Origin of the sequence: Nonomuraea sp. WAC 01424 (assembly GCF_003947315.1) — a bacterium.
Taxonomy (GTDB): domain Bacteria; phylum Actinomycetota; class Actinomycetes; order Streptosporangiales; family Streptosporangiaceae; genus Nonomuraea; species Nonomuraea spiralis.
The window spans coordinates 93,311-110,288 of record NZ_QHHZ01000015.1; the positions used below are offsets into that span (position 1 = coordinate 93,311).

8 protein-coding genes are annotated in these 16,978 nt (G+C 72.6%); 3 read left to right on the top strand and 5 right to left on the bottom strand.

The genetic code is table 11. The features are described 5' to 3' along the window. Window positions 1–51: 51 nt before the first annotated feature. Window positions 52–1,941, top strand: coding sequence for an ABC transporter ATP-binding protein (locus DMB42_RS35950; RefSeq protein WP_125642304.1), 1,890 nt, complete (start codon window positions 52–54; stop codon window positions 1,939–1,941). Here DMB42_RS35950 and DMB42_RS35955 read toward each other — a convergent pair. Continuing rightward, complete coding sequence (locus DMB42_RS35955) at window positions 1,913–2,797, bottom strand: sulfotransferase (protein ID WP_125642307.1); 885 nt, start codon at window positions 2,795–2,797, stop codon at window positions 1,913–1,915. The two genes, DMB42_RS35950 and DMB42_RS35955, sit on opposite strands and share 29 nt — an antisense overlap. 100 nt (window positions 2,798–2,897) lie before the next feature. On the opposite strand from DMB42_RS35955, the gene DMB42_RS35960 reads away from it, so the two are divergent. Together DMB42_RS35960 and DMB42_RS35965 are read left to right on the top strand one after the other, a co-directional pair. Further along, on the top strand, window positions 2,898–3,791 hold the full coding sequence (locus DMB42_RS35960) for an LD-carboxypeptidase (RefSeq protein WP_125642310.1): 894 nt from the start codon (window positions 2,898–2,900) through the stop codon (window positions 3,789–3,791). A 44-nt stretch (window positions 3,792–3,835) separates the two neighbouring features. Further along, complete coding sequence (locus DMB42_RS35965; protein WP_125642313.1) at window positions 3,836–4,711, top strand: hypothetical protein; 876 nt, start codon at window positions 3,836–3,838, stop codon at window positions 4,709–4,711. A gap of 67 nt (window positions 4,712–4,778) precedes the next feature. Here DMB42_RS35965 and DMB42_RS35970 read toward each other — a convergent pair whose 3' ends face one another. From DMB42_RS35970 to DMB42_RS35985, 4 genes are all read right to left on the bottom strand, one after another. Continuing rightward, window positions 4,779–7,094: an excinuclease ABC subunit UvrA gene (locus DMB42_RS35970; RefSeq protein ID WP_125642316.1), complete on the bottom strand. Its 2,316-nt coding sequence runs from the start codon at window positions 7,092–7,094 to the stop codon at window positions 4,779–4,781. Between the two features lie 74 nt (window positions 7,095–7,168). Further along, on the bottom strand, window positions 7,169–7,540 hold the full coding sequence (locus tag DMB42_RS35975) for a hypothetical protein (RefSeq protein ID WP_125642319.1): 372 nt from the start codon (window positions 7,538–7,540) through the stop codon (window positions 7,169–7,171). A gap of 168 nt (window positions 7,541–7,708) precedes the next feature. After that, complete coding sequence (locus tag DMB42_RS35980) at window positions 7,709–10,693, bottom strand: AfsR/SARP family transcriptional regulator (RefSeq protein ID WP_125642322.1); 2,985 nt, start codon at window positions 10,691–10,693, stop codon at window positions 7,709–7,711. A gap of 154 nt (window positions 10,694–10,847) precedes the next feature. Then, window positions 10,848–16,913, bottom strand: coding sequence for a phospholipase A2 (locus DMB42_RS35985; protein WP_125642325.1), 6,066 nt, complete (start codon window positions 16,911–16,913; stop codon window positions 10,848–10,850). Window positions 16,914–16,978: the final 65 nt, after the last annotated feature.

A 16,978-nucleotide genomic window follows, 5' to 3' on the forward strand; every position in this document is an offset into this window, starting at 1 on the left:
CGCCCGGTGTCCTCGTGGCGCTGACTCCGGGGGAGGAGGAGGTATCCCCCGATGGCGATGATGGGAGGGGGCTTCGGCCCTCAGGTCTGGACGTCGCTGCGCCGTGACGGCTCGGTGACCAAGCAGCGCATCGCGCCGGGCACGGTCCGGCGCATAGCCCGGCACGCGCGTCCGCACACCAGGAAGATCGTGGCGTTCCTGCTGCTCGTGGTGGCGGGGGCGGTGATCGTGGTCGCCAACCCGCTGCTGATGAAGGCGATCATCGACGACGGCATCCTGACCGGGCGCACGGGCGTCGTGATCGGGCTGGCCGTGGCCATCGCCGCGCTCGCCGTCCTCGACGCCGCCCTGACGCTGGCGCAGCGCTGGTTCTCTTCGCGTATCGGCGAGGGGCTCATCTACGACCTGCGCACCGAGGTGTTCGACCACGTGCAGCGCATGCCGGTGGCCTTCTTCATGCGGGCGCGGACCGGCGCGCTGGTCAGCAGGCTCAACAGCGACGTCATCGGCGCCCAGCGGGCGCTGACCAGCACGCTGTCGTCCGTGGTGTCCAACGTGGTCAGCCTGGTCCTGGTGCTGGCTGCGATGCTGGCGCTGTCGTGGCAGGTGACGCTGGTCGCGCTGGTGCTGCTGCCGATCTTCGTCGTGCCCGCCAAGTACGTCGGCCGGCGCATGTCCGCGCTGACCCGCGAGCAGATGCAGCTCGACGCCGAGATGAGCTCGGTCACCACCGAGCGCTTCAACGTGGCCGGCGCCATGGTCGCCAAGCTCTACGGCCGTCCCGAGGACGACGCGGCCACCTACTCCGCCCGCGCCGCCCGCGTCCGCGACGTCGGCGTGACCGTCGGCATGTACGGCACCGTGTTCCGGGTCGCGCTCGGCCTGGTCGCCGCCCTGGCCACCGCGCTGGTCTACGGCATCGGCGGCGTGCTGGCCGTGGACGGCGTCTTCGAGCTGGGCACCCTGGTGGCCCTCACCGCCCTCCTGATGCGCCTGTACGGCCCGCTGACGTCCCTGTCGAACGTGCACGTGGACGTGATGACGGCGCTGGTCAGCTTCGACCGCGTCTTCGAGATCCTCGACCTCCAGCCGATGGTGGCCCAGCGGCCCGGCGCGCGGCCGGTGGCCAAGGGGCCGGTCACCATCGAGTTCGACGACGTGCGCTTCCGCTACCCGTCCGCCGAGGAGGTCTCCCTCGCCTCGCTGGAGTCGGTGGCCCGCCAGGAATCCGGCGGTCCCTCGCAGGAAGTGCTCAAGGGTGTGTCCTTCACCGCCCGGCCCGGCGAGATGATCGCCCTGGTCGGCCACTCCGGCGCGGGCAAGACCACGATCACCTCCCTGGTCTCCCGCCTCTACGACGTCGACGCCGGCGCCGTCCGGATCAACGGGCTCGACGTGCGCGAGGCCACGCTCGACTCGCTGCGCGACACCGTGGGCGTCGTCATGCAGGACGCCCACCTCTTCCACGACACGATCGGGGCCAACCTCCGCTACGCCAGGCCCGGCGCGAGCGATGAGGAGATCTGGGAGGCGCTGCGGGCCGCGCAGATCGGCGACCTGGTCGAGGGGCTGCCCGACGGGCTCGACACCGTCGTCGGCGACCGCGGCTACCGGCTGTCCGGCGGCGAGAAGCAGCGGCTCGCGCTGGCCAGGCTGCTGCTGAAGGCGCCGCGCGTGGTCGTGCTCGACGAGGCCACCGCGCATCTCGACTCCGAGTCCGAGGCGGCGGTGCAGCTCGCGCTCAAGACGGCGTTGCTGGGCCGTACGTCGCTGGTCATCGCCCACCGGCTGTCCACGATCAGGGAGGCCGACGAGATCCTGGTCGTGCACGACGGGCGCGTGGCCGAGCGCGGGCGGCACGAGGAGCTGCTGGAGCACGACGGCCACTACGCCGAGCTCTACCGCACCCAGTTCAGGTCGGGAGGTAGCCCAGCCGGGTGAGCTCCTGCCGGGCGACCTTCTCCACCAGCTCCAGGTCCGCGGGCCTGAGCCGGGAGCGCCAGACGCCGACCTCGGGGGCGCGGGCGCCGTACAGCGCGACCTTGGACACGCGCGTCTCCAGGAAGCCGGTGAGCGCGGAGACCGTCTCGGCCGGCTTGGCCGCCAGGTCCTCGTAGCGGACGGTGAGAAGCTGCTGCTCGGGCAGCTCGCGGCGCAGCTCGGCGCTCAGCCGTACGGCGCTGCGCCAGCGCAGCGCCGCCTTGCCCGCCGTGGGCATGCCCTTCCAGCGCTCGAAGTGCTCGTCCTTGTTGACGCCGAGGAAGGCGTTGGGGAACTCGGTGATCTCGGACAACATCGCGGGCTTGAACCAGGCCAGGCACGCCGGGTCGGCGAGCATGCCGGTGACGGCGTCCCTGCCGTCCCTGATGAGCTGGACGAACCGGGCGTCGGGGAACGCCTGGAGCAGCACGGGCGCGCTGTAGAGCAGGTCGGGGCTGCCGTCGCCGAAGCGTGTCACCTCGTCCGCCGCCACGCACGGCCCGTTGCCCGTCACGCCGCCCGCCTCCCGGCACGGCTCGGCGCACTGGCCGCACGAACGCGGGGTGACCTGCCACGACTCGGCCAGCGCGTCACGCAGCACGCGGACCGCGCCGGACGTACGGCTGATGGTGGGTTTGCGGGCGAAGGCGTACACGACGTGGGTCACGCTCGCGCGGCCCGTCGTGACGTGGAAGCCGGGCGACCGTTTCAGGGCGCGGGCCAGCAGGTCCGCGCCGGAATGCGGGGCGCCGAGCAGGAAGACGGGCCTGCGGACCTTGATGCCGTTGACCACGAGGATGTGGGGCGGAAGTCGCATACTGGACCACAAGTGTGACACCGTTTGGCAGGAGAACGAGCCAAGCCGGGCCTCGGTGCTCACCGTGGCCCTGCGCTCCCCGGCGTCCAGGAGTTGAGCGATGCAGCAAGGTGACACCGTCGCGATCGTCATGCCGTCAGGGCCGCCCCGCGCCGACCAGCTCGGGCGGGGCGTCGAGCGGTTGGCGGCCCTGGGGCTGAAGGTGCTGGTCGGGACGCACGCGCTCGACCGTCAGGGGCTCGACTACCTGGCCGGCGAGGACGCCGCCCGCGCCGCCGACCTCCAGGCCGCCTGGTGCGACCCGGCCGTCTCGGTGGTCTTCTGCGGCAGGGGCGGCTACGGCGCGGCCCGGCTGCTCGACCTGCTCGACTGGGACGCCATGCGCGCGGCCCGGCCGAAGGTGCTCATCGGCTCCAGCGACATCACGGCGCTGCACAACGCCTTCGCGATCGAGCTGGGCGTGCCGACGCTGCACGGTCCGATGCCGGCCTGCGACCTCATGGCCGCCGAGCAGGGCCCCGAGCCGCTCACGTGGGAGAGCCTGCGGGCGGCGCTGGCGGGGGAGAGCGCGATCGTGCGGGGCGACCGGGTGTTGTCGCCCGGACGGGCCGAGGGCGTGCTCACCGGGGGCAACCTGTCGCTGCTGGCCTCGATGTGCGGCACCCGCTACCAGCCCTCGTTCGACGGCAAGCTGGTGTTGCTGGAGGACATCGGGGAGGAGCCGTACCGGATCGACCGCATGCTGACGCAGTTGTTGCAGGCGGGGGCGTTCGCGGGGGTACGGGGGATCGCGCTGGGGTCGTGGGTGGACTGCGGCGATCCGTACCCGGTGCTGGCGGACCGGCTGGCGCCGCTCGGGGTGCCCGTGGTGGCCGGGCTTCCGGTGGGGCACGGGGCACCACAGATGAGTGTGTGGCTGGGCGAGCTTGGGGTTATCGATACCGAATCGTGCTCCCTGGCTGGTCCGTTCCGCGACGGTGAGCAGGCAAGGTAGGAAGACACGCAAAGGGACGAATCCGGCAGAGGGGACACGGTGGCGTGAGCTTTTTCAGGCGTGACCGGGAGCCCCCTCGCCGGCCGATCGAGGACGTCGACCTCGACTCCCTGCTCGGCCTCGTCGCGGAATCCATGGGGTTCCTGTGCGAGTTCGCCCGCGACGGCGCGTCCCTGACCCTGCGCGGCGACGGCGTCATCGCGCTGGTCGTGAAGCTGACCGGGCTGCGCCGCGAGGCCGGACGGCGGGCCAGGGAGGACTGGCCGGTGCTGGTCTCCGAGCACCTCGCGCACGCCCTCGCCACCGCCGGCGAACGCTACGACGCCTGCGACCTCGACCAGGCCGGACCCCTGCTGCGCACCCGGGTGGAGTCGGTCGACGAGGTCGCCGACCTGACCCGGGTGGTGGGCCGGCACCTCAACGCCGACCTGGTGGAGCTGCTGACCATCGGCACCCGGCTGGTACGGCCCGAGGAGGCCGGCTGCTGGCCCGTGCCGACGGCGCGGGCGCTCGACCTGGCCGTCGCGAACGTCCGGCGCGAGGAACGACTGCGGACCGAGAACATCGAGCTGGGCGGCACGCCGGTGACCCGGCTGACCGGCCGGGGGCCCTCGGCCGCCACGCATCTGCGCTGGCTCGGCGACTACCGCCCGGTGCCCGCCGACGGCGTGCTGGCGGTGCTGCCGGATCCGTACACGGTGCTGGTGCACCCGGTGGACGGGATCGGGGTGGTGCGGGCCATCGAGCGGCTGCGGGTGCACGCGGCCCGTACGGGCGGGCTCAGCCCGCAGGTCTACTGGTGGCACGCCGGGCGGCTGACCCTGATCAAGGCCGACATCGTGCTGCAGCGGGGGCAGACCAGGCTCGTGGTCGCGCCGCCGCCGGAGTTCGCCCGCATCCTGGCCCGCCTGGCCGTCTGACCCGGCGGCGAGTGTCCCCCCGTGGCGGGGGACCTCCCGAGCCCGGTGGCCCGGGAGGTCCGGCCCGTTACGGGGCCTCGTGTCCTACGTAGTCCCGCAGGTGTACGGCGGTGAGCGAGGTTCCCTCGGCGACGAGCCGTTCCGGGGTGCCGGTGAACACCACCTGGCCGCCGTCGTGGCCGGCGCCGGGACCGAGGTCGATGATCCAGTCGGCGTGGGCCATCACCGCCTGGTGGTGCTCGATGACGATGACGGTGTTGCCGTCGTCCACGAGACGGTCGAGCAGGCCCAGCAACTGGTCCACGTCGGCCAGGTGCAGACCGGTGGTGGGCTCGTCCAGCACGTACGTGGTGCCGTTCTTGGCCATGTGGATGGCCAGCTTGAGCCGCTGGCGCTCGCCGCCCGACAGCGTGGTGAGCGGCTGACCGAGCCCGAGGTAGCCCAGGCCGACCGAGTCGAGGCGGTCGAGGATCGTCCTGGCCTGGCCGGTGGTGAAGAACTCGCGCGCCTCGGCCACCGGCATCTCCAGGACCTCGCTGATGTTCTTGCCGCGCAGCCGGTACGTCAGCACCTCCGGCGTGAACCGCCGGCCCTCGCACGCCTCGCACACCGAGGCCACGTCGGCCATCATCGCCAGCTCGGTGTAGATCAGGCCGATGCCCTTGCACGCCGGGCAGGCGCCCTCGGAGTTCGCGCTGAACAGGGCCGGCTTGACCCCGTTGGCCTTGGCGAACGCCGTACGGATGGGGTCGAGCACGCCCGTGTACGTGGCCGGGTTGCTGCGCCTGGACCCGCGGATCGGCGACTGGTCGGCGACCACGACGCCCTCGCGGCCGGAGACGTACCCGTGGATGAGGGAGCTCTTGCCCGAGCCGGCCACGCCGGTGACGACGGTGAGCACGCCGAGCGGGATGTCCACGTCCACGCCGCGCAGGTTGTGCAGGGTGGCGCCGCGGACCTCCAGGTGGCCCTTGGCCGCGCGGGCGCCGGTGCGCAGCGCGGCCCGGTGGCCGAGGTAGCGGCCGGTCAGGGTGCCGGAGCCGCGCAGCCCGTAGAGGTCGCCGGCGTAGCAGATGCGGCCGCCCGCGGTGCCCGCGCCGGGGCCGAGGTCCACGACGTGGTCGGCGATCTCGATCACCTCGGGCTTGTGCTCGACCACGAGCACGGTGTTGCCCTTGTCGCGGAGCTGGAGCAGCAGGTTGTTCATCCGCTGGATGTCGTGCGGGTGCAGGCCGGCGGTCGGCTCGTCGAAGACGTAGGTGACGTCGGTGAGGCTGGAGGTCAGGTGGCGCACCATCTTCACGCGCTGGGCCTCGCCACCGGACAGCGTGCCGGACTCGCGGTCCAGGCTCAGGTAGCCGAGGCCGATCTCGACCAGCGACTCCAGCGTGTCGCGCAACCCCTGGAGCACCGGGCCGACGCTCGGGTCGTCGACGCCCTTGACGAACTCGGCCAGGTCGTTGATCTGCATGGCCGAGCAGTCGGCGATGTTGCGGCCGGCGATGAGGGAGGAGCGGGCGGCCTCGTTCAGCCGGGAGCCGCCGCAGGCGGTGCAGCCGGTCAGCTTGAGCGCGCGGTCGGCGAAGGCCCGCGCCTGCGTCTGCATCGACTCGCGGTCCTTGGCCAGGAACTGCCGCTTGACCTTGGTGACGAGTCCTTCGTAGGTGAAGTTGTTGGAGCCGTACTTGATCTTCGTGGCGGGCTTGTCGAGGAGGTCCTCCCATTGCTGGGGGGTGAAGTCGCGGAGTTTGGTGTCGGGGTCGTACAGGCCGGAGCCGGCCATGATCTGCCAGTACCAGGTGTCGACCGCGAAGCCGGGGACCTTGATCGCGCCCTCGTTCAGGGTCTTGTCCCGGTCGACCAGCTCGTCGATGTCGATGCCGGCGACCTTGCCGAGCCCCTCGCACTCGGGGCACATGCCCTCGGCGCGGTTGAAGCTGAACGCGAACGGCGGCCCGACCTGCGGCGAGCCGATCCGGCTGAACATGATCCGCAACATCGTGTACGTGTCCGTCGCGGTGCCCACGGTCGAGCGGGCGTTGGCCCCCATCCGCTCCTGGTCCACGATGATCGCCGCGCTCAGGTTCCGCAGCGAGTCGACGTCGGGACGGGCGAGGCTCGGCATGAAGTTCTGGACGAACGTCGTGTAGGTCTCGTCGATCAGCCGCCTGGACTCGGCCGCGATCGTGTCGAAGACGAGCGAGGACTTCCCTGAGCCGGACACGCCGGTGAACACGCTGAGGCGGCGTTTGGGCAGGTCGAGGTCGACGCCGGTCAGGTTGTTCTCGCGGGCGCCGCGTACCTGGATGACGTCGTGGCTGTCGGCGGCGGTGTGATCGGAGGAGCGGGCGCGGGCGTCGCCCGTCTGAGCGCTGAAGGCCACGGAATCCCTTCTTTTCACATCAAATGGAAGGCGGGAGAGGCGATCGTACCGTACGCCATACGGTGGGCGTGGGCTCAGCGGGACCTGGCGACCAGCGACGTGACGAGCGAGGCGGCCAGCGGCAGCAGCGTGAGGACGATCAGGAACATCAGGCCGACCGGCCACATGCCCTGCCCGCCCTCCCGCAGCTCGCCGACCACCCCGGCGGCGAAGTACACGAAGAACGGCGCGGCGGCGACGGCGCCCCACAAGGGGTGCGGGGCGGCCCAGGCGGCCAGCCCGGCCAGGACCGCCAGCGCGGCGCAGGCCGGCAGGAGCGCGGGGGAGTCCAGGATGTCCCGCGGCGCGCCGGGGGCGACCGCGGGCGCGGTCAGCACGCACACGGCCACGGCGGCCACGCCCGCGGCGATCAGGATCACGGCCCACAACAGGGCGGAACGCGGCATCTCACTCCTCAGCGACATCTCACTCCTCAAGGACATCTCACTCATCGCGGCATTTCGCTTCTCGGGCCTCTCGCTTCTCGGAGGCGGTTCCCTCCTCGCGGTACGCCCCCAAGCGGTCCTGGCGACCAGCATGCCCACGGCCGGGCCCCGGACACAGCGCTCAGGTACTCAACCCGCCTGAGGAGAACCGGCAAGCGTCTCGGCCTCCAGCCGGGCCGCGGCCGCCGCCACCGGGTCCCCCGCCGCCGTGTACGCCTCGGCCAGACTCCCGAGCGCCCCCGCCAGGAACTCCCGCCACCCCCGCGTACGCCACAGCCGCACCGACTCCTCCAGGTGCGCGACCGCCTCGGCCACCCGCCCCTCGGCCAGGTCCACCCCGCCCAGCACCCACAGCGCGTCGGCCTGATGGTGGGCCAGCCGGTGGGAACGGCTCATCAGCTCGGCCGCCTCGGCCACCGCCCTGGCCCGCGCGTCGTGGTGCCCGGCGTACAGCTTGGCCAGCGCGACCAGGCCCATCGCCTCCAGCAGCGGGTCGCGGATCTGCCGGTAGATGGCCAGCGCCCGCACCATGTACTCCAGCCCGGCCTCGAACTCCTTGGCGTGGGCGTGCGCGAGGCCGAGGAACTGCAGGGTCGTGGCCTCGAACCGCGGGTTGCCGAGCTTCGTGGCCAGGTCGAGGCCGCGCAGCAGGTGCACGATGGCCATCTTGATGTCCCTGGTGCCGTAGGCCACCGCCATGCACACGTGCGCCCTGGCCACGCCGCCCTGGTGGCCGCTGCGTTCGGCCAGGTCCAGCGCGATCCGGCCCGATCGCAGGCCGTGCGCCATGTCGCCCCTGGCCGCCTCGCCCCAGGCGCGCAGCACGTACGCGTCCGACAGGCCGCGCCGCTCGCCCAGCTCGGTGAACATGGCGATCAGCCGTTCGGCGCCGTCGTACTGGGCGGCCATGGCGCCGCCGGTCTCGGTCCAGGTGGTGGCGTGCATGAGGCCGCGCCTGATCACCGCCTCGCCGAGCCGGTCGCCCGCGGCCAGGCAGGCGGCCAGCACCCGCTCGTGCAGCGCCCGCCAGTCGTCGAACAGGCCGCTCACGTCGAAGTAGCGCTCGGCGCAGCAGGCGGTGTCCCAGGCGACCTCGGCCAGGCCGAGCGCGCACGCCTGCCGGATCGCCGCGACCAGCGCCGTACGCTCGGTGTCGAACCAGGCCGTCGGGTCCTGCCGGATCTCCCACGGCGTGCCGTCCGGCGGGCTCCAGCGCGGGGCCGAGCCGTGGATGATGGCCGACGAGCTGCCCTGGACCCGTTCGGTCGCCTGCTCGGCCAGCGCGAGCCAGCCGCCGAACGCCCGCCCGAGCGCCGCCGCGACCGCCTCGGGCCGGTCCTCCAGCTCGGCGCGCTCGCGGGCGTACAGGCGGACCAGGTCGTGGAAGCGGTAGCGCGGCTGCCCGGCCGGATCGACGCCGCTCATCAATACGAGCTGCGTGTCCACCAGCGACTCCACCAGCTCCTCGCCCACCGGTACGGGCAGGTCGAGCAGCGCCGCCGCCACCCACCCGGCGAAGTCGGGCACCTCCAGCGCGCCCAGCAGCCGGAAGGCCCGCCGCGCGGCCGGCTCCAGCCCCACGTAGCTGAGCGCCAGGCTGGCCCGGACCGCCAGGTCGCCGGTCGCGAACTGGTCGAGCCGCCGCCGTTCGTCCTTGAGCTGCCCGGCCAACCGGGTCAGCGGCCAGTGCGGCCGGGCCACCAGCCGGGCCCCGGCCACCCGTACGGCCAGCGGGATGCCGTCGGAGAGCCGGACGATCTCCGCCGCCGCCTCCTGCTCCGCCGGCACCCGCCCGATGCCGGCGATCCTGCTCAGCAGGCGTACGCCCTGCCGCAGGTGCAGCACCGACAGCTCGATCAGGGCCGCGCCGGACAGTCCGCTCAGCCTGGCCCTGCTGGTGACGATGACCGCGCAGCCGGACGTGCCCGGCAGCAGCGGGCGCACCTGCTGCTCGGAGGCGGCGTTGTCGAGCACGATCAGCATGCGCCGCTCGGCCAGGCTGCTGCGGAACAGCGCGGCCCGCTCGTCCGTACCCTCGGGCAGCGTGGAGCGCGGCACGCCGAGCGCGGTGAGGAAGGCGGCCAGCACCTGGCCGGGGTCGGCGGGGCTGGCCTCGGCGCCGTGCAGGTTCGCGTGGAGCTGGCCGTCGGGGTAGCGGCGGGCGATGCGGTGGGCGGCGTGCACGGCCAGCGTGGTCTTGCCGACGCCGCCCATGCCCGCGATCACGCACACCCGTACCTGGCCGGGCCCCGGCGGGGGTTCGTCGCCGAGCAGGGCCGTGAGCTGGGCGAGCTGCTCGTCGCGGCCGGTGAAGTCGGTGATGTCGGTCGGGAGCTGGGCGGGGGAGCGCGCGACGGGCGGCGCGGCGCCGTCCGGGGCCGGGTCGAGGGTGCCGGTGAGGATGGCCTGGTGCACGCGGTTGAGCTCGGCCCCGGGATCGAGGCCCAGCTCGGCGGCGAACACCCGGCGGGCCTCGCGGTAGCTGGCCAGGGCCTCCGCCTGCCGTCCCGACCTGGCCAGGGCCAGCATGAGCTGGCGGCGCGGGCGCTCGCGCAGCGGGTGCTCGGCGACCAGCTCGGTCAGCTCCGCGATCAGCGCGGCGTCCAGGCCGCGGGCCAGGTCCGCCTCGATCCGGTGCTCCAGCGCCGCCAGGCGCTCCTCCTCCAGGCGGCGGGCGTGGTCGCGGAGCCCGGCGGTGAGGTTCAGCCCCGCGTACGCGGCCCCGCGCCACAACTCCAGCGCCTGCCGCCCGAGCGTGGCGGCGCGTTCGTGGTCGCCGTGGGACAACGCGGAGCCGCCCTGGCCGGCCAGGGTCTCGAAGCGTTCGGCGTCCAGCTCGCCCGGGTGCACGGCCAGCACGAACCCGGCGTCGGTTCGGGTGATGCGGTCCTGGCCGAGCGTCCTGCGGAGCTGGTGCACGTACAGGCGGAGGTTGTCGGCGGCGGTGCGCGGCGGGCGCTGCTCCCACAGGGCCTCGACGAGCGTGGCGGGGGAGACCGGGCGGCCGGCCCGGCACAGGAGCTCGGCCAGCAGGATGCGCTGCTTGCCGCCGCCGAGCGGCAGCGGCCCTCGCTCACCCGAGACGTGAAGCGGCCCGAGTACGGCGAACTCCATCGCGCTCCCGCCAAGGACGTGTGTGCACAAGGAAGATCAAAGCTGCTTCAATGTGCATCAACGTCCGACTTCCGTCAACCCATCGGTCGGACCGGGAGAAAGGGGCACCGGCGGGAGCCCTTCGTGGTGGCTCCCGCCGGTGGCTCATCCTAGGTCACGGGTGGCCGAAGGCGACCACCGAAAGGAAGTACGCGTACGCGATGCGGCGACATGTCCCCTTGAAGAAGTAGTGGGAGCAGACGCCCCAGTACAGGACGTAGTAGAAGATGTAGTCCACCTGGTACTTGCTATGGACATACCCCATATTTCGCAGGGCGTACCCGTAGTCGTGCATCATGCACGCCTGCCGGAAGTCGTAGCCGAGCGGCTTGTCGGGGGACTTGGTGCAGTAGTCGTAGTACACGCCGCGCACCCACCAGCCGGCCGGCGTCTTCTTCCACTGCACGTAACGCCAGCTCCCGTGGTAGTAGGCGTAGCTGACGCCGCAGTGGTTGAAGGCGAAGTGCCAGAAGTTGGTGCACCAGTACCACTTCTTGCCGTCCAGGTCGGCGTTGGAGGTCGGTGACTGGTTGGCGTAGTCGTAGGCGTTGGCGCTGCCGCCCTCCACCGGGTCGGTCTGCAGGAAACGTCCCAGCTTGGGCTGGTAGAGCCGGACGCCCATGAGGATCGTGCCGTCGGGGGTGTCGGCGGCCCGCTCGGCGGCGCCGTGCCAGCCGTACCGCATCGCCGGCTGGCCGGCGCGCGGGTTGCCGAACTCGTCGAAGTCCAGCGCCAGCGGCACGCCGCCGGCGTAGACGACGTTGATGTCGTCGTGCAGGTTGGTCAGCTGGAGCCGCACGTCCCCGGTGGCCGAGGTGACCGCGGCCAGGCCGCCGGAGATGGAGTGCACGTTCCTGGTGACGGCGCCGCCCTCCACGACCCAGGCGGGCGTGTCGTCGTCGGCGTCGAAGTGCTCCACCCGCCTGCCGGTCTGGCTCCACGTGCCGCCGCTGAGCTGCTCCAGCGTGGTGGTGTCCCGCCGCAGCTCCGGGTCCAGCGTGTACGACTGCCGCACCGTCCCCGACGTCATCTGCCGGACCAGGTCGGTGTTGTAGTACTCCACCTTCAGCCCGGCCGGCGTGCCCGTGGTACGGCCGTAGGCGTCGTACTCGTAGCCCGCGTCGGCCAGCCGGTCGCCGCCGTCGTAGGCGTGGTTCTCGGTGACCGCGCCCGAGCCGTCGCAGGCACTCGACGTCAGCCCCGTCCTGTTGGAGTTGGCGTCGTAGCCGTAGGCCCGGCGCGCGCAGGTCCCGCTCACGGTGTCGTCCACCGTGGCGATCCGGCCCAGCCGGTCGTAGCCGATCTTCTGCGCGGACAGCCCGTTGTGCGTGACCTGCTGGCCGTGGATCGACCAGGTCACCGAGTCGTCCAGCAGCTTCACCCCGGCCGTGGTCCGGTACACGCGCGTGGCCGGCGCGCCCGACGGGTCCCTGGACAGGTCGTAGGACACTCCTCCCGGCAGGTTCTCGTGGGTGATCGAGCCGTCGACGTTGTACGTCGCCGTGAACGTCCCGGCCACCGAGTCGGTCATGGTGGCCAGCGCGCCGCGCACGTCGTCGTAGGCGTAGGTGACCGTCGAGGGCGCGCCGTCGGTCTTCTTGGTGATGCGGTCGAGGGCGTCGTACTCGACCCTGGTCACGCCGCCGTCGGCGTCGGTGTAGGACGTCTGGCGGCCCAGCGCGTCGTACTCGCGGGTGATCACGGTCCCGTTGGAGGCCGTGGTCCTGACCGCGCGGCCGGCCGCGTCGTAGACGGTGCTCACCTCGGGCACCACCGTGCCGGCCCCGCCGCCGACGACGGTCTTCACGATGTCGCCCGCCGGGTTGTACGTCGTGGTCGTGGTCCTGGTCACCCCGTTGGCCGTCTCGGTCACCGACGACAGCCGGCCGCCGGGCTCGTAGGCGTACACCTTGGTGACCAGCTCGGCCGGGCGGGTGCCGTTGTCGGAGACGCCGCTCCCGGCCTTGGTACGGCAGAGCTGCCCGGCCCACTCGGCCTTGCCGCCGCACGTGCCGGTGCCGTCGGCGGTGTAGTACTCGCTGGTCGTGGTGCCCGCGTCGGCGCCGGACGACTTCGGCATCGTCGTGGCGACCACCCGGCCGTCGGAGTCGTACGCGGTCGTCTTGGTGATCGCCAGGCCGCCGGGGTCCTCGACGGTCTTGACGCTCCTGCCAGTGTTCCAGTCGTAGTACGTCCGGTTCGTCCGCACGTCGGCGTCGGCGGCGGCGCCGGGCACGTACGCGCCCACCGCGACCGTCGTGGCCAGGTTCGACACCTTGGCGGCGGCCGGCCGGCCCTCGTCGAAGGTGTTGACCGTGTGCTTCCTGGCCGCGACCTGCGCGCCGTTCAGCGTGACCAGGTGCAGCGGGCCCAACTCGGAGACCATGCGCTGCCCATCGGAGCTGTAGGCCGACTCCTCGGCCAGGGCCCGCGCCCGGTCGGCGGTCGAGGCGTTGAGCAGCCCGATCCGGGCCAGCTCGGTGCCCGCGTCCGGCGTCTGCGCGAGGGCGAGGGCCCGGTTGCCCGCCGAGAGCGTGAGCACGGTGTTGCCCTGCGCGTCGTACTGGCTGGTCGAGACCGCGCCGCCGGGCTCCACCCGGTTGACCGTCTGCCCGGAGGCGTTCAGGTACGTGAGCGTGGCGCGGCCGTAGTCGGAGGCGGCCAGGCCACCCCGCCCGGTGTGGTTGGCCGGCACCTGGTCGGCCGGGAAGATCGCGGTCGCGTCCACCGGGGCGTCGCCCTGCCCCCAGGTGGCCGTGGCCGTCCCGCTCAGCGTGTACGGCGCCCCGGTCCCGCTGATCGGCACGTCGTAGACCACCGACGTGACCGCGGTGCCGTTCGTCTCGCTCGGCGTGCCGGGCCGCAGCGTCGGCCGGGAGACGGCCAGCAGCATGCCGTCGGAGGCCGTGTCGGCGTTGCCCGCCTTGCCGTAGGCGAACGTCCACGGCAGCTCGCCGGGCGGGGTGTAACGGTTGACCCGGCCGCCGAGGTCGTAGTCGTAGCGCGTCCTGATGTCCGGGGTGGCCGGGTTCCACTGCTCGCGCAGGCGGCCCAGGTCGTCGTAGCGGTACTCCGACAGGCCGAGCGGCGCGCTCGCGCCGCCCTCCCACAGGCTGATCGCCTTGACCTGCCCGGCCACGTCGCCGAGCTGCGCGCCCGCGGTCGTGGTCGTGGCGTAGTCCAGCTTGATCAGGCGGCAGCCCTGCGGCAGGCTCGCCAGCGTGTCCACGTCGCAGTCCGCCTGCGTGTACGACGGCGCGATGATCTTGACCGGCAGGGCCAGCGCCTTGCCGTCGGAGCCGGTCACCGACTGCCACACGAAGGCCGTGCTGCCCTTGCCGCTGGCCGGGTAGACCGCCCGCACCAGGTAGATCGGCGCCGCCGCGTCCACCTTGGCGAACACCGTGCGCTCGGCCGAGCTCGTGTCCGACAGCGTGTACCGGTCGGCCGCGGCGTCGAAGGTCAGCTTCAGGCTCGCCGCGTCCTGCTGCGGCTCGTAGGAGCCGTCGGCGTTCTTGGTGAAGGCCAGCGTCGAGCCCTCGCCGCTCAGCTCGACCGAGGTGGTCGAGGTGGCCCTGAGCTGGGCGAACGTGCCCTGACCCGACTGGGCGAGCCCGGTCGGCGTCCACTCGGTGCCGAAGATGGCCGCCACGCCCGGCAGCGCCGAGCCCTTGCGCGGGTCACGCGAGGAGAACGAGCGCATCAGGCCGACGCCGTACACGTTCGCGTCCGTCGCGGCCATCCTGAAGTCGCCGGTGAGCGTGTTGACCGAGCCGGGGCCGACCGGCTGGGTGGAGGCGCCCTCGGCGTCCCGGTCCACGATCAGGTCCACCGGCTGGGAGGCGGCCGTGCCCGACGAGGTGACGAACTCGGCCCTGATCTCGATCGAGCCGTCCTCGGCCAGCGAGTGCGTGGCGTCCCAGACCAGCTCGGGCGAGGCGCCCGCGCTCATCGCCACCGGCCAGGTGACCGCCGACCCGTCCGCCTTCCCGCGTACGTCGGCCGCCGGCACCTGGTGCCAGTCGTCGGCCTCGCCGCGCCGGTAGGAGAAGGTGACCGCGCTCAGCCCCGCGCTGCCCGTGGCCGAAAGGACCGTCCGGCGGGCGGTGGACTGCCCGTCCTTGGGCGAGGTGACCGCCGAGGCGCCCACGTTGAAGGCGTACGTCGTGGCGGCCGACAGATTGCCCGCCTTGTCCTTGACCCACGCCTTGAGGGTGTGCGGGCCGTCGGCGGGCGGCGTCCAGCTCACCGTGTGCGGCGCGCCGGAGTTGGCGGCGGACTGCTGCGTGCCGCCGTCGAAGGACCACGACACCGACGACACGTCGGCCGAGGCGGGCGTGATGGTGAACTGCCCGGCCTGCCCGGAGCCCTTGGCCCAGGCGTCCTCGGGGTAGTCGCCGGAGGACACCTCGGGCGAGGGCGGCGGCGTGGCGTCCACGGTGAAGGCGAACCAGGACGACCAGGCGCCGTAGTCGGTGCCGTCGTGGGTACGCACCCGCCAGGAGTAGGAGGCGCCGGCCAGCGCCGTGGCCGTCTTCCAGGAGGCGGTGGCGCCGTTCGCGACGTTCGCGGCCGAACCGCCGGTCACCTTGGTCGCGTGGTCGGACGTCCACACCTCGAAGTCGGCCCGCTGCGCCTGCCCGTCGGCGTCGCTCACCTTGGCCGACAGCGTCGGCTGCGCCGCGCCCACCGTGGCCGGGCTGGCGCACACCGAGCAGGGCGCGACGGCCAGGGCCGACGGCGTGCCCGGCAGCGAGTTGTAGGTGATCGAGATGTTCGGGTTGTTGGCGAAGCGCTTCCAGTAGTAGTTGTCGGTCTCGCTCCCGGCCTTGACCATGAAGGTGACCGACGTGCCGTTCGCGCTCACGACGCTCTGCACGGCGCTGGTGACGTCCCAGCCGACCCAGGCCGCCGGGCAGGTCGAGGCGCCGCCCTGACCGGCCGACGACCAGCCGTAGGCGACGTTCTTGGCGCCGACGTTCAGGTTGGAGGCGGGCTGGTTGTTCCACGTCGTGCCCGAGCCGACGGCCGCCGTCCGGTGCAGTTCGACGTTCCGCGCCGAGCAGGACCAGGCCCACGTCTCCTTGATGTTGAACGTGGCCGCCGTGATGTGCTTGCCCGCCAGGCCCGACAGGCCCATGTTGAAGAACGAGCGCCGCTTGTAGCCGCCGCCGTTGCTGGTGCCGGCCGTCGCGTCGCTCGTGGAGTTCCAGTACGCGCTGCTGGGATAGGCCGAGTCCACGTACGTCCAGCCGGACTTGGCCGAGGTGAAGCTCGGGTCGATCGTCACCGGGTAGACGGTGGCGGGGTCGGCCAGCAGGGCGGCGTCGGGGGTGACGCGCAGCTCGCGGCCCGACAGCCGGACGCCCATCCTGGCCCGCCGGCCCGCCCGGGCGGCCAGCGCCGGGGTGGCCGGGTTGCGGGTCATGGCCGACTCGGTGGCGGCGTCCCACATCTCCGGCGCCGCCGAGCCGAACACCGGCTCGCCCGCGGCGTCCACGACGGAGACGTTGCCGTGCTTGTCGGTCCTGGCCTCGCCCTTCTTCACCGAGGTGGCGAACGTCAGCTCCTTCAGCGCCGGGTTCGCCGCGGCCTGGCGGGTCTTGACCACGAGCTTCTCGGCGAAGCCGTCCACGTCGGCGGTCAGCACCAGGTCCACGCCCGGCAGCACCTCGGCGTAGGTGGCGGTGGCGCCGTCCAGCACCGGCTTGGGCAGGGCGCCGAGCGGCGCGCCCAGGGTGAGCCGGGTGCCGCGCTCGGACGCGGTCACCAGCGGGCCGTCCCCGCCGCCGGAGAAGCTGTACGACACCGCGGCGGCCTTCGGCGCGACCGAGCCGTCCCCGGCCGCGGCCAGCGTCGGGTCGGCGGCCACCCACGCCTCGCCCCGCTTGACCCGGACCGGGCGGTAGCGGTGCTCCTGGGTGATCGTGCCGGCGGGGTTGACGAAGAACTCGTCGGTCTCGGTGGTGAGCGAGACCGCCTTGACCCGCTTGCCGCAGACCGCGGCGGCCAGGCGGGCGGAGATCTCGGTGGGCATCTCGTCCGGGCAGGCCACCGCGGCCTGGGCCTTGACGGGCGCGGGCGGGGCCGACCGCGCGGGGATCGGCACGAGTGCCGTGGACGTCAGCAACAGGACGACGAGCGGCGGTAAGGGAGTCAGCCGCCTGGGTTTCTTCAACACCGTCCAACCTCCGCGGGGGGTGTAAGGCCGTTCGGTGCTCAGCGTGATCAGCGGGTGTATAGGCG